This window comes from Micromonospora sp. IBHARD004, from assembly GCF_052814115.1.
Window position 1 is genome coordinate 2,384,303 of the sequence record NZ_CP199934.1, and the last position, 18,199, is coordinate 2,402,501.

Consider the following 18,199-nt stretch of genomic DNA (forward strand, 5'->3'; position numbering starts at 1 on the left):
ACCGCCGTGGAATCCGCGGGGCGACGACACCGGTCGACGGCGACGTCGACGGTGGTTGCCGAGGAGCCGGTGGGCCCGGGTGACCATCCTCGTCGCCGCCCTCGTGCTGCTGCTGGTGATCGGCGGCGGTGGGGTCGGCGGGTGGCTCTACGTGCGGTCATTGGAGAAGCAGGTCGAGAAGGTGGACTCCTTCAACGGGCTGCAGGAGGAGCAGCGACCGGTCCGGGCCGCGGATTCCGCGCTCAATTTCCTCATCGTCGGCAAGGATCAGTCCGAGCCGGGCGACACCGTCTCGCGTACCGACACCATCATGCTGGTCCACGTGCCGCACAGTTGGGACCGGGCGCAGCTCATCTCGATCCCGCGGGACACCTGGACCACCATCCCGGCGTCCCTCCCTGAGGACGGCGGCGGTCCGAGGAAGGCCAAGATCAATGCCGCGTACGCCTGGGGCGGGACGCCCCTGCTGGTCCGGACGATCGAGGGCTTCACCGGAGTACGCGTCGACCACGTCGTCGTGGTGGACTTCGCCGGCTTCGGAAAGGTCATCGACGTGCTGGGCGGGGTGGACGTCAACGTCGACCGTCGCTTCACCTCTGGGGGGTCAGACGGACGGGTCTACCAGCCGGGCGTCCATCACATGGACAGTGAGCTCGCCCTCTTCTACGCCCGGGAGCGCAAGCAGTTCGCCGACGGAGACTACAGCCGGATGCGCCACCAGCAGGCCATCATCAGCGCGGTGATGCAGAAGGCCAGCCGCACGGGCATCCTCACGAACCCCGCGCAGCTCAACGACTTCCTCCGGGCGACCGCTGGCGCCGTGCAGGTCGACCAAAAGCTGTCGGTCTTCGACACCATCTGGAACCTGCATGGCGTCAGCGCCGGGGACGTCACCATGTTGACCAGCCCCACAACTGGCGTGGGGATGGTCGGCGACCAGAGCGTGTTCTTCCCCGACATGGCAGCCTCGGCGAAGCTCTTCACGGCGGTCAAGAACGACACCATGGACGAGTGGCTGGCTGAGAATCCAAACGCCCGCAACTCCCCGAACTGACCGATCCTTGCGGGTGGTCCCTGACCCACCTCGATGGTGGGCCCGGGACCACCGCCCAGCAGATCGCTCCGGGCCGGGCCCGCGTGGCCGGCTCAGCGGCGGGGCCCGGCGCGACGGTTATCCGTCAGGCCAGGCCGGCCCGGCGCAGGGCATCGGCCATCGCGCCGTCGGCCGCTGGGGGCGGACCCGCCCCGGCCCTGCCGCTGAGGTCCGCCGCGTGAGCCGCCCCGGTCGCCCTGTCCGCGGCCGCGCTCGACCCCCGGTCCGCCCGATGTTGCCTCGGATGCCCCAGAGACAACGACATCTCGCCGTCGCCAGCGTATCGCCACCGCCGGCTTATCCGTTGAGCATGAGGTGCCCCTCGGCTAGATGCACTTGGTCGGGTCGGACGCTTCAGGCGCGGGCCGCCCTTTGGCCGGCAGCCATTGTCGGCACCATTCAAAGAGGAATTGAGGATTATGGACACCTATGGGCAACGCATTCTCTCCACCGGCACGTCGAGCCAAGACTGGGAAGCGCTCTTCAACAAGTACATGTTCGAGTCGCGGTTTCGTAGCCGGAAGAGGGTAGTCGACCTCGGTCCCGGGCGCTGCAACTTCACCCGCATCGCACCGGACAGGATTATCGCCATCGACAACTCGCAGTCTCTCGTGGAGCACTACTCGCAGCAAGGCCTGGACATTCGCCTCGGCTCGGCGTACGACATTCCGTTGCCGGACGGCTCGGTTGATGGCCTGTACTCCTGCTGGCTGCTTGAACACCTTGATGACCCGGTGAGGTGCCTGAGGGAGATCCGGCGAGTCCTCGAGCCTGGTGGCTACGCATGCCTGGTGGTGCCGTCGACCCAGTCGCTGCTGCGCGGCTTCTATGACGACTACACGCATGTGCGTCCGTTCACGCCCAAGTCGCTGGACCAAATTTCCGAGGCAGCTGGTTTCGACCGGTACCGTATCGAGTACCTGTTTTGGACCCGCGGTCTGCGTAGGCTGATCCCGACCATGAGAACCGACCACTTTCTCAGGGTGCTGCGCCTCTCGGACCTCTATGCGCGCCGGATCAGCGTGGTTAACCGGTGGAATCTGCTGCTCGAATTGACCGGATAGCGCCCGGCCGGGTAGCAGCCCGGATCGCTGCCGAAACGGGCCGCCGTGACTCAGCGGCTGCCGAGGCCCTTGTCTAGCCCGGCCCGGCGCAACGCGTCCGCCATCGCCCCGCCGGGGGCCGACGTGCCGGAACCGCCCCGGCCCTGCCGCTGAGATCCGGCCCGGTCGCCCTGCGCCCGGCCGCGCTCCCCGCCCCGGTCACCGCGCGAACCGCCCCGCTCGCGCCGCCCGCCCTCCGGGGTGCCCCGACCGGCGCCGCCCTGCGCCTCGTCCTCAAGCCGCAGGGTCAGCGAGATCCGCTTGCGCGGCACGTCCACGTCGAGCACGCGGACCCGGACCACGTCCCCGGACTTCACCACGTCGCGCGGGTCCTTGACGAAGGTCTGCGACATCGCCGAGACGTGCACCAGGCCGTCCTGGTGCACGCCGACGTCGACGAACGCGCCGAACGCGGCGACGTTGGTGACCACGCCCTCCAGCACCATGCCCGGGGTGAGGTCGCTGATCTTCTCCACGCCCTCGACGAAGGTGGCGGTGCGGAACTCGGGCCGCGGGTCACGCCCCGGCTTCTCCAGCTCGGCGAGGATGTCGGTGACGGTGGGCAGGCCGAACGTGTCGTCGACGAAGTCGGTGGCGCGCAGCCCGCGCAGGATCGCCGACTTCCCGATCAGCGAGCGCAGGTCCTGCCCGGTGCTGGCCAGGATCCGGCGGACCACCGGGTACGCCTCCGGGTGCACGCTGGAGGAGTCCAGCGGGTCGTCGCCACCGGGGATGCGCAGGAAGCCCGCACACTGCTCGAACGCCTTCGGGCCGAGCCGGGCCACCTTCTTCAGCTCCGCCCGCGAGCGGAACGGACCGTTGGCGTCCCGGTGCAGCACGATGTTCTCGGCCAGCCCGGCGCCGATGCCGGAGACCCGGGTGAGCAGCGGAGCGGAGGCGGTGTTGACGTCGACGCCGACGGCGTTGACGCAGTCCTCGACCACCGCGTCCAGCGAACGGGAGAGCTTCACCTCGGACAGGTCGTGCTGGTACTGCCCGACGCCGATCGAACGCGGATCGATCTTCACCAGCTCGGCCAGCGGGTCCTGCAGCCGGCGGGCGATGGAGACCGCGCCGCGCAGCGAGACGTCCAGCCCGGGCAGCTCCTGGGAGGCGTACGCGGAGGCGGAGTAGACCGACGCGCCGGCCTCGGAGACCACCACCTTGGTGAGGTGGAGCTGCGGGTACCGCTTGATCAGCTCACCGGCCAGCTTGTCGGTCTCCCGGCTGGCGGTGCCGTTGCCGATCGCCACCAGCTCCACCCCGTGCGCGCCGGCGAGCCGGGCCAGGGTCTCGATGGCGGCGTCCCACTGCCGGCGCGGCTCGTGCGGGTAGATGGTGTCGGTGGCGACCACCTTGCCGGTGGCGTCCACCACGGCCACCTTCACGCCGGTGCGCAGGCCCGGGTCGAGGCCCATGGTGGGCCGGGTGCCGGCTGGGGCGGCGAGCAGCAGGTCGCGCAGGTTGGTGGCGAAGACGCGCACCGCCCCCTCCTCGGCCGCCTGCCAGAGCCGCATCCGCAGGTCCGCGCCGAGGTGGATGAGGATCCGGGTACGCCAGGCCCAGCGCACCGTGTCGGCCAGCCACCGGTCGGCCGGCCGGCCCTGGTCGCTGACGCCGAAGCGGCCGGCGACGGCCGCCTCGTACCGGCTCGGGCCGGTCGCCGCGGCGTCCGAGTCCCCCTCGGCCTCCGGGTCCATGGTCAGGTCGAGCACGCCCTCCTTCTCGCCCCGGAACATGGCCAGGATCCGGTGCGAGGGGAGCCGGGTGAACGGCTCGGCGAAGTCGAAGTAGTCGGCGAACTTCGCGCCGGCGGCCTCCTGGCCGTCGCGTACCCGGGAGACCAGCCGGCCCCGCGACCACATCTGCTCGCGCAGCGTGCCGATCAGGTCGGCGTCCTCGCCGAAGCGCTCGATGAGGATGGCGCGGGCGCCGTCCAGGGCGGCGGCCGCGTCGGCGACGCCCTTCTCCGCGTCGACGAAGCCGGCGGCCGTCGCGCGCGGGTCCTGCGCCGGGTCGGCCAGCAGCGTGTCGGCGAGGGGCTCCAGCCCGGCCTCGCGGGCGATCTGCGCCCGGGTCCGCCGCTTCGGCTTGTACGGCAGGTAGATGTCCTCCAGCCGGGACTTCGACTCGGCCGCCATGATCTGGGCTTCCAGGGCCTCGTCGAGCTTGCCCTGGCTCCGGATCGACTCCAACACCGCGGCGCGCCGCTCGTCCAGCTCGCGCAGGTAGCGCAGCCGCTCCTCCAGGGTGCGCAGCTGGGCGTCGTCGAGCAGGCCGGTGGCCTCCTTGCGGTAGCGGGCGATGAACGGCACGGTCGCGCCGCCGTCGAGCAGCTCCACGGCCGCCCGTACCTGCCGTTCGGCGACGCCGAGCTCGTCGGCGATGCGCTGGTGCACAGACTGGGTCACGATCTGATCCGCCTTTTCGGGTGGGTTCCGCAGTGCATTCTGCCGGTCGCCCCGGACGACTGCCGCCGCCCCCGCCGGCTGTACTAGCGTGGCGATCATGGAACCACCTGCCGACCCACGGGCGCGGCGGCTCTTCGGCGGCAGCGCCCGGGCCCTCGGCGACCTGGCCGTCAGCCCGTTCCGGGCCGACCGGGACCGGATCGTGGCCTCGCCCTTCTTCGCCCGGCTGAACGGGGTGACCCAGGTGGTCAGCCCGGGCGGTTCGGGCCTGCTGGTGCACAACCGGCTCACCCACAGCCTGAAGGTGGCCCAGGTGGCCCGCGCGGTCGCCGAACGGCTCGTCGCCGACGGGGAGCACCGCGTCCTGCTGGAGAAGCTGGGTGGCTGTGACCCGGACGTGGTGGAGGCCGCCGCGCTCGCCCACGACCTCGGCCACCCGCCCTTCGGGCACCTGGGGGAGCGGGTGCTGGACCGGCTGGCCCGGCAGCGGCTCGGCCTGGCCGACGGCTTCGAGGGCAACGCGCAGTCGTACCGGATCGTGACCAGCACCGAGATCCGGGGCGCGGCGACCACCGGGCTGGACCTCACCGCCGCGGTGCGGGCGGCGATGCTGAAGTACCCGTGGACCCGGCTCGACCACCCGGACCCGCACCCGCGCCATCTCGACCCGGCGCCGCGCGGCGCCACCCCACCGCTGGACGACCCGGAGAGTGGGTCGTCGAAGTTCGGCGCGTACCGGACCGAGGTGGACGACCTGCGGCAGGCCCGCGAGCCGTTCGTCGGGCGGATCCCGGACTGGCAGCAGACCCCCGAGGCGTCCATCATGGACACCGCCGACGACATCGCGTACGCCATCCACGACGTGGAGGACTTTTACCGGGTCGGGGTGCTCCAGCAGGGCGCGGTGGCCGCCGAGCTGATGGCCTGGCAGCGGGAGAGCGGGCACTTCCGGGCGATCACCGATGCCGCCCTGGCCGCCGCGGCCCGTCGCCCCGGCTCGGCCATCGAACGGCTGCGCCGACAGCTGCACCGCAAGGACGCCTGGATCGCCGACGACGACGCGTTCGCCGCCGCGGTCGAGCACGTCCGCGAGGAGCTGGTGGAGGGTCTGCTCGCACTCCCGTTCGACGGCTCGATCGAGGCGGAGCAGTACGTGGCCCGCTTCTCCGCCCGCTGGTCCACCCGGTTCGTCGAGTCGATCACCGTGACCGCCGACCCGAACGTCCGCGTCGGCCACGTGCTGCTGGCCGAGGCGCAGTGGCACGAGGTGCAGGTGCTCAAGTTCGTCCACCACCGGTTCGTGCTGGCCCGCCCCGACCTGGCCCTGCACCAGCGCGGTCAGGCCCGGCTGCTGGGCACCCTGGTGGAGGCGCTCTGGGAGTGGCTGCTCGACCCGGAGGAGGAGTCCCGGCTGCCCCGCCGGCTGCACGACCTGGTGGAGCTGGCCGAGGCGGAGCTGCACCCGCGTACGGCGGACCGGATCGGCCGGGCCCGGGGCCGGGCCATCGTCGACTTCGTCGCGCAGCTCACCGACGGCCAGGCGGTGGCCATGCTGGACGCCCTCTCCGGCCGCTCCGGCGCCCTCTGGACGGACGCCTTCGTGCTCTGAGGCCATCCGGCCCCCGCCGGACGGCTCAGACGATCGCCTGCCACCAGCCGTCCACGGCCGGCGGGTCGTCGACCACCACCCGTTCGCCGGGGCGCGGCACGGCCAGGCGGACGTCCCGGGCCTTCGCCTCCACCCAGAGCCGGTTCACCGGCTCGGCCCAGTCGTGCAGGGCCAGGTTGAACGTCGCCCAGTGCACCGGGATGAACAGCCCGCCGCGCAGGTCGAGGTGGGCGGCGACCGCCTCCTCGGGGAACATGTGGATGCTCGGCCAGGCCCGGTCGTACGCGCCGATCTGCATCAGCGTGACGTCGAACGGCCCGTGCTCGGCGCCGATCTCGGCGTACCCCTCGAAGTAGCCGGAGTCGCCGGTGTAGAAGGCCTTGCGGTGCGCGCCGGCCACCACCCAGGAGCTCCAGAGCGTGCCGTCGCGGCGCAGCCCCCGGCCGGAGAAGTGCTGGGCGGCGGTGGCCGTGATGGTCAGGCCGCCGATCTGGTGGCTCTCCGACCAGTCCAGCTCGATGATCCGCTCCTCGGGCACCCCCCACCGGTCGAGGTGGGCGCCGACGCCGAGCGGCACCAGGAACGGCGCCGACTGGTGGGCCACCAGCCCGCGTACGGTCGCCAGGTCGAGGTGGTCGTAGTGGTCGTGCGAGATCAGGATGGCGTCCACCGGGGGCAGCTCGTCGAGGCGTACCGGCGGCTCGTGGATCCGGCGCGGGCCGACCCGGGTTGACGGGGAGCACCGGTCGCTCCAGACCGGGTCGAGCAGCACCCGGCGCCCCTCGATCTCGATCAGCGCCGAGGCGTGGCCGTACCAGACGACGTTGAGCTCCCGGGCCGGGTCGGCGGCGGGCGCGGCGGACGGGCGCAGTAGCGGCACCCCACCGTTGGGCCGCCGCTTCTGCTTGCCGAAGATCAGCTCCTTGACCAGGTTGCGGCCCGGGTCGGCGACCATCGTGCGGGTGCTCGTCGGGTTGTGGAAGGTGCCGTCGCGGAACCGGGGCGAGCGGGCCGCCCGCTCCGCCCGCGCGCCGGTCAGCCGGCCGCCGAGCTGCGCCGGCACGTCGCGGCCCACCCAGGCCACGCCGGCCAGCGCCGCCACCCCGGCCATCCGCCACAGTCGGCGGCCGAGCGCCCGCTCGACCGCCCGATCCGCTGTCTCGCCCATCCTCGTCCGTCCCCTCCGCCGTGTCCCGCAGTACACGGTAGCCACCCGGCCGCCGTCGCGCCCGCGCGCTCAGCCCAGCCGGCGCCGAGCCGCCGAGCCGACCGTCGCGCCGATCCCGCCGAGCGGACCACCTGCGACAGGTCCGGCAGTCAGCCGCCCCGGACCGACTCACCGCCGGGTTCGGCGTGAACACGATGCCGTCGTGCGTACAGGTGCAGGTCGGAGCCGCAGATCGCGGTCGAGGTGATCCGGACGATCGCGTCGGTCGGCTCCTCGATGCGGGGTCCGATACCTCCTCGACCCGGACGTCACGCTTGCCCTGCCGTGTCAGTGCCTTCATCCCTGAATGCCCCTCTGCCGTGCCGTCCATCGGACTGCTACCCGCGGTGGGGCGCTTGAACCGGCGGTGCCCGGCGTGCCCGGGCCCGGGGCCGCCGCCGTCCGGTCCCGGAAAGACCGACCGCCGTACCCCGGGGCGGAGTACGGCGGTCGGTGTCCGCGCTGGTGGGGCGGCGGGCTCAGGTGCCCGGGGTGTCGCCGCGCTTGGCGGTCGCCGCGAGGTAGTCGCGGTTGAGCCGGCCGATGGTGTTCAGCGGGATGCCCTTCGGGCAGACCGCGGTGCACTCACCGGCGTTGGTGCAGCCGCCGAAGCCGGCCTCGTCGTGCGCGTCGACCATGCCGATCACCCGGGTGTACCGCTCGGGCTGGCCCTGCGGCAGCAGCGAGAGCTGGGTGATCTTGGCGGCGGTGAAGAGCATGCCGGAGCCGTTCGGGCAGGCCGCCACGCAGGCGCCGCAGCCGATGCAGGCGGCCGACTCGAAGGCGGCGTCCGCGTTGGCCTTGGCCACCGGCGTGGAGTGCGCCTCGGGGGCGCTGCCGGTCGGCGCGGTGATGTACCCGCCGGCGGCGATGATCTTGTCGAAGGCGCCCCGGTTGACCACCAGGTCCTTGATGACCGGGAAGGCGCGGGCCCGCCACGGCTCGATGTCGATCGTCTCGCCATCCTTGAACTGCCGCATGTGGAGCTGGCAGGCGGTGGTGCCGCGCTGCGGCCCGTGCGCGTCGCCGTTGATCATCAGGCCGCACATGCCGCAGATGCCCTCGCGGCAGTCGTGGTCGAACGCCACCGGCTCCTCGCCCTGGAGGATGAGCCGCTCGTTGAGCACGTCGAGCATCTCCAGGAACGACATGTCCGGGGAGACGTCGTCGACCTGGTAGGTCACCATCCGACCCTTGTCCTCAGGGCCCTTCTGGCGCCAGATGCGCAGGGTCAGGTTCACTTGTAGCTCCGCTGCGTGGGGTGGACGTATTCGAACTTTAGGTCTTCCTTGTGCAGCACGGACGGCTCGCCGGTGCCGGTGTACTCCCAGGCCGCCACGTACGCGAAGTGCTCGTCGTCGCGCTGCGCCTCGCCGTCAGGGGTCTGGTGCTCGGCCCGGAAGTGGCCGCCGCAGGACTCCTCGCGGTGCAGGGCGTCGATGCACATCAGCTCGGCCAGCTCGAAGAAGTCGGCCACCCGGCCGGCCTTCTCCAGCGACTGGTTGAGCCCCTCGCCGTCGCCCGGGACGCGGACCCGCTGCCAGAACTGCTCGCGCAGCGCCCGGATCTCGTCGATGGCCTTGCGGAGACCGGCCTCGGAGCGCTCCATGCCGCAGTGCTCCCACATGATCTGGCCCAGCTCCCGGTGGAACGAGTCCACCGTCCGGTCGCCGTTGACGGCCAGCAGCCGCTGGATCCGGTCCTCGACGTCGGCGCGCGCCTCGACCACCGCCGGGTGGCTCGCCTCGACCCGCTCGAACGGGCCGGCGGCCAGGTAGTTGGCGAGGGTGCTGGGCAGCACGAAGTAGCCGTCGGCCAGCCCCTGCATCAGCGCCGAGGCGCCGAGCCGGTTCGCGCCGTGGTCGGAGAAGTTCGCCTCGCCGATCACGAACAGGCCCGGGATCGACGACTGGAGGTCGTAGTCGACCCAGAGGCCGCCCATCGTGTAGTGCACGGCCGGGTAGATCCGCATCGGGACCTCGTACGGGTCCTCGCCGGTGATCCGCTCGTACATCTCGAAGAGGTTGCCGTACTTGGCCTCGATGGCCTTGCGGCCGAGCCGGTTGATCGCGTCGGCGAAGTCGAGGTAGACGCCGAGCTTGGTCGGCCCGACGCCGCGGCCGGAGTCGCAGACGTTCTTCGCGGCGCGGGAGGCGATGTCGCGGGGGACCAGGTTGCCGAAGGAGGGGTAGATCCGCTCCAGGTAGTAGTCCCGCTCGTCCTCGGGGATGTCCTTCGGGTTGCGGTCGTCGCCCTTGGCCTTCGGCACCCAGACCCGGCCGTCGTTGCGCAGCGACTCGCTCATCAGGGTCAGCTTCGACTGGTGGTCGCCAGAGACCGGGATGCAGGTCGGGTGGATCTGCGTGTAGCAGGGGTTGGCGAAGTACGCGCCCTTGCGGTGAGCCCGCCAGGTGGCGGTGACGTTGCAGCCCTTGGCGTTGGTGGAGAGGTAGAAGACGTTGCCGTAGCCGCCGGAGGCGAGCACGACCGCGTCGGCCATCTCGGTGGTGATCTCGCCGGTGACCAGGTCCCGGACGACGATGCCCCGGGCCTTGCCGTCGACGATGACCAGCTCCAGCATCTCGTGCCGGGCGTTCATCTCCACGTTGCCGAGGCCGATCTGCCGCTCCAGCGCCTGGTACGCGCCGAGCAGCAGCTGCTGGCCCGTCTGGCCCCGGGCGTAGAAGGTGCGCTGCACCTGCGCGCCGCCGAAGGAGCGGGTGTCGAGCAGGCCGCCGTACTCGCGGGCGAACGGCACGCCCTGCGCGACGCACTGGTCGATGATGTTGACCGAGACCTCGGCCAGTCGGTGCACGTTCGACTCGCGGGAGCGGAAGTCGCCGCCCTTGACGGTGTCGTAGAAGAGCCGGTGCACCGAGTCGCCGTCGTTGCGGTAGTTCTTGGCGGCGTTGATGCCGCCCTGCGCGGCGATCGAGTGGGCCCGGCGTGGGCTGTCCTGGTAGCAGTAGGACTTGACCTGGTAGCCCTGCTCGGCCAGGGTGGCCGCGGCGGAGCCGCCGGCCAGGCCGGTGCCCACCACGATCACCGTCATCTTGCGGCGGTTGGCCGGGTTGACCAGCTTCGCCTCGAAGCGGCGGCGGTCCCAGCGGGCCTCGATCGGGCCCTCGGGAGCTCTGGTGTCGGCGATCGGGTCGCCCTCGATGAAGAGATCCATGGTCAGGACACCAATCCGGTGAGTACGGCGAACGGAACCACCAGGTAGCCGACGCAGAGCACGACCGCGAAGACCAGCGCCGCGTTGCGCGCCCGGCGTTCACCCTTCGGGGTCTGCTGGCCGAGGCTGCGGAACGCGCTGAAGGCGCCGTGGCGCAGGTGGAAGCCGAGCGTGACGATCGCCAGGGCGTAGAAGAGCGTGACGTACCAGCGCTCCGGCGCGAAGTCGGCGACCACGTTGCCGTACGGGTTGCTGGCGTCGCCCTGGGGGTTCAGGTGACCGGTGGTCAGGTCCAGGATGTGGTAGATCACGAAGAGCAGGATGATCACCCCACCCCAGCGCATCGTCCGGGCCGCGTAGCTGCCCTGGACCTTCTTGCGGTGCGCGTACCGGACCGGGCGGGCGGCGCGGGCGCGCATCGCGAGCACGGTCGCGGCGCCGATGTGGGCCAGCACGGCGACGGTCAGCACGGTCCGCTGGATCCACAGGTACCAGGTCGATGGGAGCAGCGGGGTGCCGATGTCGCGCAGCCAGTGCGCGTAGTGGTCGAACGAGGTCTCCCCCGTGAACACCTTCAGGTTGCCGAGCATGTGTGCGATCAGGAACAGCACCAGGAGAATGCCCGTCACCGCCATGACGGCCTTGAGACCGACGCTGGAGCGGATAGGCGACCGAGTTTTCGTGATTACCACGCGATCGACGCTAGGAGCAGTTTGATCAGTCGTCCAATGCATCGACCTCGCAGTCTTGATAGCCGTAGGCTATGTAGATGCAGCTCCATCAGCTCCGGTACTTCGTCGCGGTCGCAGAAGTACGACATTTCACCCAAGCTGCCGACCTGGTAGGCATAACCCAGCCCTCGTTGAGTAAGCAAATTCACGCCCTGGAGACCGACCTCGGGGCCCCGCTCTTCGAACGGGTAAGGGGCAACATCGCCCTCACCGCGGCGGGCGAGGTGCTGCTCCCGTTGGCCAAGCGGATCCTCGCCGACGTCGACACCGCCAGCCGGGAGGTGCAGGAGCTGGTCGGGCTGCGCCGGGGCCGGGTGCGGCTCGGTGCCACCCCCAGTCTGGCCACCTCGCTCGCCCCGCCGGTGCTGCGCCGGTTCCGTGACGCCCACCCCACCGTCGACCTCCGGGTCGAGGAGGGCGGCTCGCAGGACCTGGTCCGCGACCTGCTCCGCGGCGACCTCGACCTGGCGCTGATCATCATGCCGGCGGCGGGCACCGATCCCGGCCTGCGCGCCGACCCGATCCTGCGGGAGAGCCTGGTGGTCGCCTCGGTGGACCCGCTGCCGGCCACCTCGGGCACCGGCGAGCTGCGCATCACCGACCTGCGCGACCAGCCGCTCGTCATGTTCCGCGAGGGCTACGACCTGCGCGACGCCACCCTCCAGGCGTGCCGGGAGGCCGGCTTCGAACCGACGTTCTCGGTCGACGGCGGGGAGATGGACGCCGTGCTCAGCTTCGTCGAGGCCGGGCTCGGCGTCGCCCTGGTGCCCGGGATCGTGGTCGCCCGCCGGCCCGGCATCCGGGTCACCCGGCTCGCCCCGCCGGGCGTGCGGCGGACCATCGCGGTGGCCCGCCGCAAGGATGTGGTCCCCACCCACGCCGGGCGCGAGCTGCGCCGCATCCTCCTGGAGTACGTCCACGACGCCACCGCCACCGACCAGCTCCCGCCGGGCGTCGAGCCGCTGTCGTGACGGGGCGGCTCAGCGCCCCTCGGCGTCGTCCATGGCCCGGTAGATCCGCTGCTCCGACACCGGGTACGGGGTGCCGATGCCCTGGGCGAAGACGTTCACCCGCAGCTCCTCGATCATCCAGCGGATCTGCCGTGCCGCCGCCGAGCTCCGCCGGGCCGGCGGCAGCGCGGCGAGCATGTCCGCGTACTCCTTCTGCACCCCCGCGATCCGGTCCTGCTGCTGCTTGTCCCGCTGCGGGTTGCCGGGCAGCCGGTCCAGCCGGCGCTCGATCGCGGTGAGGTAGCGCAGCAGGTCGGCGAGGCGGGCGTAGCCGGTCTCGGTGATGAAACCCTTGTGCACCAGGCCGGAGAGCTGGTTGCGGATGTCGGCCAGGGCGGCCACCACGGCCAGGTTCCGGGTCGCACCGAGCCGCTGCTCCACCGCGTACGCGGCGGCGAGCACCCGGCGGACCCGATCCATCACCTCGACCACGGTGTCCACCAGGTCGGCGCGGACCTTGTCGCGCAGCGCGGCGAAGCCCTCGGCGTCCCAGGCCGGGTCGCCCGCGTCGGCGATCAACTTGTCGATCGCCGCGCCGGCCGCGTCCTCGATCAGCTCCTGCACGCCGCCGTGCGGGTTGCGGCTCAGCGCCAGCTTCGCCTCATTGGACAGCCGCCCCTGGAGGAACTTCGCCGGGGAGGGCACGGTCAGCCGCAGCAGCCGCCGGGTGCCCGCCCAGTGCGCGGCGGCCTGCTCGGCCTCGGAGTCGAAGACCTTCACCCCGACCGTGGCGCCCTCGTCGACCAGGGCCGGGTACGCGGTCACCGCGTAGCCCGCCCGGACCTGCTCGATGGTGCGCGGCAGGGTGCCGATGCTCCACTCCTTCAGCCCGGTGCGGGCCACGTCCGGCGCGGCGGCGGCGACGACCTGGCGTACCTCCTGGCGGAGCTGGCGTTGCAGGGTCGGCAGGTCCTTGCCCTCGGCGACCGGCTTGTCGTCCTCGCCGAGCACCCGGAACGTCACCCGCAGGTGCGGCGGCAGCTTTGCCAGGTCCCAGGCGTCCCGGGGGACGGTCACCCCGGTCATCCGGCGCAGCTGCCGGGTGAGCGCGTCGAGCAGCGGCTCCTCGCCGGCCGGCAGCTCGGCGAGCGCGGCGCGGGCGTAGTCGGGCACCGGGACGAAGTTGCGGCGGACGGCCTTGGGCAGCGACCGGATCAGCGCGACCACCAGCTCCTCGCGCAGCCCCGGCACCTGCCAGTCGAAGCTCTCCGCCGGCACCTGGTTGAGCATCGGCAGCGGGATGTCGACGGTCACCCCGTCGGTGGGGGTGCCCGGCTCGAAGCGGTAGGTCAGCGGCAGCGCCACCCCGTCGGCCCGCCACTCGTCCGGGTAGTCGGCCTCGTCCACTCCGCCCCGGCCGGCGTTGACCAGCAGCTCCCGGGTGAAGGTGAGCAGGTCCGGCTGGTCCCGGCGGGTCTTCTTCCACCACGAGTCGAAGTGCCGTCCGGAGACCACGTCGGCGGGGATCCGCTGGTCGTAGAAGCCGAAGATCGTCTCGTCGTCGACCAGGATGTCCCGCCGCCGGGCCCGGCTCTCCAGCTCCTCGATCTCGGCCAGCAGCCGCTGGTTGTCCCGCCAGAACTGGTGGTGGGTCTGCCAGTCGCCCTCGACGAGGGCGTGCCGGATGAACAGCTCCCGGGACAGCGCCGGGTCGATCCGGCCGAAGTTGACCTTGCGGGAGGTGACCAGCGGGATGCCGTACAGGGTGACCTTCTCGTAGGCCATCACCGCGGCCTGCTTCTTCTCCCAGTGCGGCTCGCTGTAGCTCCGCTTGACCAGGTGCTGGGCCAGCGGCTCGACCCACTCCGGCTCGATCCGGCCGTTCACCCGGCCCCAGAGCCGGGAGGTCTCCACCAGCTCGGCGGCCATCACCCAGCGCGGCGGCTTCTTGAACAGCGCCGAGCCGGGGAAGAGCGCGAACTTCGCCCCCCGGGCGCCCAGGTACTCGTGCTTCTGGGCCTCCTTGAGCCCGACGTGGGAGAGCAGGCCGGGCAGCAGCGACTGGTGCACCTTCGGGGTGTCGATCTCCTCCGGCAGGTCCGCGCCGACGCCGCGCCGCCCGCCGTCGCCCTCGCGCGCCGGTCGCCCTCCTTCCGGGGTACGCAGCACCTGGCGCAACTGGCTGACGATGTCCTGCCACTCGCGGACCCGCAGGTAGTTCAGGTATTCCGCCTTGCACATCCGGCGGAACGCGCTGGACGACAGCGCCCGCTGCTGCTCCCGCAGGTAGCGCCAGAGGTTGAGGAAGGCGACGAAGTCCGACTCTGTGTCGGCGAACCGGGCGTGCGCCTGGTCGGCCTGGGCCTGCTTCTCCGCCGGCCGCTCCCGCGGGTCCTGGATGGAGAGGGCGGCGGCGATCACCATCACCTCGGTGGCGCAGCCGTTGCGCTCGCCCTCTAGGACCATCCGGGCCAGCCGCGGGTCGACCGGGAGCTGCGCCAGCCGCCGGCCCTGCGGGGTCAGCCGCTTCGCCGGGTCGGTCTCGGTCGGGTCGAGCGCGCCCAGCTCGTGCAGCAGGTTCACGCCGTCGGTGACGTTGCGCCGGTCCGGCGGGTCGATGAACGGGAACGCGCCGATGTCGCCCAGCCCGATCGAGGTCATCTGGAGGATGACCGAGGCCAGGTTGGTGCGCAGGATCTCCGGGTCGGTGAACTCGGGGCGGGAGAGGAAGTCCTGCTCGTCGTAGAGCCGGATGCAGATGCCGTCCGAGGTGCGACCGCAGCGCCCCTTGCGCTGGTTGGCCGAGGCCTGCGAGACCGGCTCGATGGGCAGCCGCTGCACCTTGAGGCGGCTGCTGTAGCGGGAGATCCGCGCCGTGCCCGGGTCGACGACGTACTTGATGCCAGGGACGGTCAGCGAGGTCTCCGCGACGTTGGTGGCGAGCACCACCCGGCGTGCGGCGTGCGGGGCGAAGACCCGGTGCTGCTCGGCGGTGGAGAGCCGGGCGTAGAGCGGCAGGATCTCGGTGCCGAGCAGCGACCGCTTCTTCTGCACCAGCTTGCCGAGCGCGTCGGCGGTGTCCCGGATCTCCCGCTCGCCGCTGAGGAAGACCAGGATGTCGCCGGGTCCCTCGGCGGCGAGCTCCTCGACCGCGTCGCCGATCGCCTGGATCTGGTCGCGGACGTTCTCCTCGTCGGCGTCCTCCTCCTCGGCCTCGGTCACCTCGACCAGCGGCCGGTACCGCACCTCGACCGGGTAGGTGCGGCCCGACACCTCGACGATCGGTGCCGGCTCGCCCGCCGCGTCCGCGAAGTGCCGGGCGAAGCGGTCGGTCTCGATGGTCGCCGAGGTGATGATCACCTTGAGGTCGGGACGGCGGGGGAGGAGCTGCCGGAGGTAGCCCAGGATGAAGTCGATGTTGAGGCTGCGCTCGTGCGCCTCGTCGATGATCAGCGTGTCGTACTGGCGCAGCATCCGGTCGGTCTGCAGCTCGGCCAGGAGGATGCCGTCGGTCATCAGCTTGACCAGGCTGTTCTCGCCCACCTGGTCGGTGAAGCGGACCTTGTAGCCGACCACGTCGCCCAGCTCGGTGCCGAGCTCCTCGGCGATCCGGTCGGCGACCGTACGCGCGGCGAGCCGGCGCGGCTGGGTGTGCCCGATCAGGCCGTTGATCCCGCGCCCCAGCTCCAGGCAGATCTTGGGTAGCTGGGTGGTCTTGCCGGAGCCGGTCTCGCCGGCCACGATCACCACCTGGTGGTCCCGGATCGCTGCGGCGATGTCGTCCCTGCGCTCGCTGACCGGCAGCTGTGCCGGGTAGGTGATCACCGGCACGGCGGCCCGCCGGCTCGCCAGCCGCGCCTCGGCGCGCGCGACGTCGGCGCTGATCTCGGCGAGCGCGGCCTCCCGGCGCTCCGGGTCGCGCAGCCTGCGGACCCCGTCCAGCCGCCGCTGCAGCCGGCGCTGGTCGCGGAACATCAGGTCGGGGAGGCGGCGGTGCAGCTCGCGAACGGCGTCGGGCACGGCGGGTACGGCTGGATTCTGCATGTCGTCGCCAAGAATAGGCAGGCCGACGCCCGACCGCCCCCGGGTTACCGCCCGCCCGCCCCGCAGGCGCGGCCCCCCGCGCCTGAGGATCAGCTGCACCGCCCGCCCGGGTGGCCCGCGCCGGCCCTCCGCCCGCCGGGGCGCCGCCCCCGGCACTTCAGCCGCGCCTGGCGCTTCAGCCGCGCGAGTGGCGCCGGGGCCGGGACGCGATGTGGGCCGGCGACGTCCGGTGCCTGCGGCGTTCGGGCGTCCTCCGGGCTGCGCAGCGAGCGGATCCGCCGGGTCAGCATCGGCAGCGCGGACGCGGCCAGGCCCACCGCGCCGACCGCGACCCCGGCGCGGCTGCCGACGGTGTGACCGAGCACCCCGCCGAGCGCGCTGCCCAGCGGCAGCACCCCGTAGTTGAGCAGCCGGTAGCCGCCGTTGCTCCGGGCCAGCCCGCCCCGGGGAATGACGGTCTGCCGCAGGGTGATCGAGAGGACGTTGGCGACGCCGAGCCCCACGCCGCTGACGAACTGGACCGACGCGAGCGCGGTGGCCAGGCTCGTCCCGGCACCGGGCAGGACGGCGATCAGCAGCGGGGTCCCGGTGGAGAGGGTGAGCGCGCAGGCGAAGCTCCGGCCGTGGCCGAGCCGGGCGGCCACCCTGAGCGAGACGGCCGTGCCCAGGAACGCGCCCGCCCCGGCGGCACTCAGCGCCAGCCCGAAGAGCCCGGGTCCGAGTCCCCGGTCGGTGACCACCCAGACGACCAGGTGCACGATGAGCATCTGCGGCAGCCGGGCCAAGATGCGGACGTACCGGAGGCGTGGCCGGCCCGCCCGAGCAGAGATCGCGGGTCGTACGGGCTAGAGTTTCGCCGACCGACGTCGAGCACGGGGGCGGGATGATCATGCGGGACACCGACCGGGCGCTGGTGCAGGCGGCCACCGCCGTCGCCAAGCTGCGCTGCCGCAGCGAGAACCACACCGTCGCCGCCGCCGCGCGCAGCGCCGACGGGCGCGTCTTCACCGCCGTGAACGTCTACCACTTCACCGGCGGACCGTGCGCCGAGGTGGTGGCGATCGGTGCCGCCGCCACCCAGGGCGTGACCGAGCTGGAGACCATCGTCGCGGTGGGGGACCGGGGCCGGGGCGTCATCCCGCCGTGCGGCCGCTGCCGGCAGGTGCTGCTCGACTACTTCCCGTCGATCAAGGTGATCGTCGGGCCGGCGGACGGGCTGCGCGCGGTGCCGGTGGCCGACCTGCTGCCCGAGACGTATGTCTGGGCCGACCATCAGGTGGAGGTCGCGACCGTGCCGCGGGCCGGGGTGTGGCCGATGCCCGTGGTGCCCGGCAGCCGCCAGGCCGCGGAGGACTGACCCGGTCAGTCGCCCGACGCCGCCTCCAGCATCGACCGGGGGACGGCCACCTGCTCGAAGCGCACGTTGCCCTCCGGCACCATCCAGCTCATCACCTGGACGGCCAGCCGTCCGGCCCGGACGGCCGGGTCGTTGGCGTAGAGCTCGCGGGCCATCTCCGGGTCCACGGAGAGCACGGCGAAGCCGCGCAGCCGTTCGTCGTCGGCGCCGAGGAACGGGCCGGCGGCGAGGACCGCGCCCTGCTCCACCAGCCCGGCCTGATGCGCCAGGTGCGCGTCCTGCAGGCGGTCGACCGCGTCCAGCGGCAGCTCGGGCGGGTCCGGCGGACGGACCAGGAGGACGACGGTGTGCTGGTCGAATCGCATGCCGCCAGCCTAGGGGCGACAAGGCGCTGATTGTCTTCTTGTTCCCGGTAGCGGCCCCGTCCGGGCGGTGCCGACCGGCCGGCGCCCCCCGCTCGGGCCCTGTCGGCGACGCCGCATCGACGAATCCGAGTTAGGCAGGCCTAAGACGCTCGGC

The 18,199-nt window shown here is 72.1% G+C and carries 13 protein-coding genes and 1 pseudogene; 5 read left to right on the forward strand and 9 right to left on the reverse strand.

Going from position 1 to position 18,199, the window contains the following annotated elements; genetic code table 11:
- The first annotated feature begins 79 nt into the window (after positions 1-79).
- Positions 80-1,054: an LCP family protein gene (locus ACTWO6_RS11565; protein ID WP_446219630.1), complete on the forward strand. Its 975-nt coding sequence runs from the start codon at positions 80-82 to the stop codon at positions 1,052-1,054.
- Positions 1,055-1,512: 458 nt separating this feature from the next.
- Positions 1,513-2,157, forward strand: coding sequence for a class I SAM-dependent methyltransferase (locus tag ACTWO6_RS11570; protein WP_446219631.1), 645 nt, complete (start codon positions 1,513-1,515; stop codon positions 2,155-2,157).
- Positions 2,158-2,207: 50 nt separating this feature from the next.
- Here the strand turns inward: ACTWO6_RS11570 and ACTWO6_RS11575 are convergent, their stop codons facing one another.
- Positions 2,208-4,607, reverse strand: a complete 2,400-nt coding sequence (locus ACTWO6_RS11575; protein ID WP_446219632.1) for a Tex family protein — start codon at positions 4,605-4,607, stop codon at positions 2,208-2,210.
- 97 nt (positions 4,608-4,704) lie between these two features.
- Here ACTWO6_RS11575 and ACTWO6_RS11580 point away from each other — a divergent pair, with 97 nt between their 5' ends.
- Positions 4,705-6,216 (forward strand): deoxyguanosinetriphosphate triphosphohydrolase family protein, encoded by a 1,512-nt coding sequence (locus tag ACTWO6_RS11580; RefSeq protein ID WP_446219633.1) that lies wholly within the window; start codon positions 4,705-4,707, stop codon positions 6,214-6,216.
- Between the two features lie 25 nt (positions 6,217-6,241).
- Here ACTWO6_RS11580 and ACTWO6_RS11585 read toward each other — a convergent pair whose 3' ends face one another.
- The 5 genes and pseudogenes from ACTWO6_RS11585 to ACTWO6_RS11605 all read right to left on the reverse strand — a co-directional run bounded on the left by ACTWO6_RS11585 (position 6,242) and on the right by ACTWO6_RS11605 (position 11,233).
- Complete coding sequence (locus ACTWO6_RS11585) at positions 6,242-7,384, reverse strand: MBL fold metallo-hydrolase (protein WP_446219634.1); 1,143 nt, start codon at positions 7,382-7,384, stop codon at positions 6,242-6,244.
- A gap of 206 nt (positions 7,385-7,590) precedes the next feature.
- Positions 7,591-7,724 (reverse strand): annotated as a pseudogene (locus ACTWO6_RS11590) (glutathione-dependent formaldehyde dehydrogenase); the annotation flags it as partial.
- 178 nt (positions 7,725-7,902) lie between these two features.
- Positions 7,903-8,664 carry a succinate dehydrogenase/fumarate reductase iron-sulfur subunit gene (locus ACTWO6_RS11595; protein ID WP_446219635.1) on the reverse strand — a complete coding sequence of 254 codons (762 nt, stop codon included), beginning with the start codon at positions 8,662-8,664 and terminating at the stop codon, positions 7,903-7,905.
- A complete protein-coding gene (locus ACTWO6_RS11600) occupies positions 8,661-10,598 on the reverse strand; it encodes a fumarate reductase/succinate dehydrogenase flavoprotein subunit (RefSeq protein ID WP_446219636.1) in 1,938 nt (645 codons plus the stop codon). Before ACTWO6_RS11600 ends, ACTWO6_RS11595 begins: the two co-directional genes overlap by 4 nt.
- A gap of 2 nt (positions 10,599-10,600) precedes the next feature.
- Positions 10,601-11,233, reverse strand: a complete 633-nt coding sequence (locus ACTWO6_RS11605) for a succinate dehydrogenase cytochrome b subunit (protein WP_446219637.1) — start codon at positions 11,231-11,233, stop codon at positions 10,601-10,603.
- 134 nt (positions 11,234-11,367) lie between these two features.
- On the opposite strand from ACTWO6_RS11605, the gene ACTWO6_RS11610 reads away from it, so the two are divergent.
- A complete protein-coding gene (locus ACTWO6_RS11610) occupies positions 11,368-12,300 on the forward strand; it encodes a LysR family transcriptional regulator (RefSeq protein WP_446219638.1) in 933 nt (310 codons plus the stop codon).
- Positions 12,301-12,309: 9 nt separating this feature from the next.
- Here ACTWO6_RS11610 and hrpA read toward each other — a convergent pair whose 3' ends face one another.
- Complete coding sequence (gene hrpA, locus ACTWO6_RS11615) at positions 12,310-16,323, reverse strand: ATP-dependent RNA helicase HrpA (RefSeq protein WP_446219639.1); 4,014 nt, start codon at positions 16,321-16,323, stop codon at positions 12,310-12,312.
- An 89-nt stretch (positions 16,324-16,412) separates the two neighbouring features.
- Positions 16,413-17,090, reverse strand: a complete 678-nt coding sequence (locus ACTWO6_RS11620; RefSeq protein WP_446219640.1) for an MFS transporter — start codon at positions 17,088-17,090, stop codon at positions 16,413-16,415.
- Positions 17,091-17,206: 116 nt separating this feature from the next.
- Here ACTWO6_RS11620 and ACTWO6_RS11625 point away from each other — a divergent pair, with 116 nt between their 5' ends.
- Complete coding sequence (locus ACTWO6_RS11625; RefSeq protein ID WP_446219641.1) at positions 17,207-17,680, forward strand: cytidine deaminase family protein; 474 nt, start codon at positions 17,207-17,209, stop codon at positions 17,678-17,680.
- Positions 17,681-17,685: 5 nt separating this feature from the next.
- Here ACTWO6_RS11625 and ACTWO6_RS11630 read toward each other — a convergent pair whose 3' ends face one another.
- A complete protein-coding gene (locus ACTWO6_RS11630) occupies positions 17,686-18,045 on the reverse strand; it encodes a YciI family protein (protein ID WP_446219642.1) in 360 nt (119 codons plus the stop codon).
- Positions 18,046-18,199 lie beyond the last annotated feature (154 nt).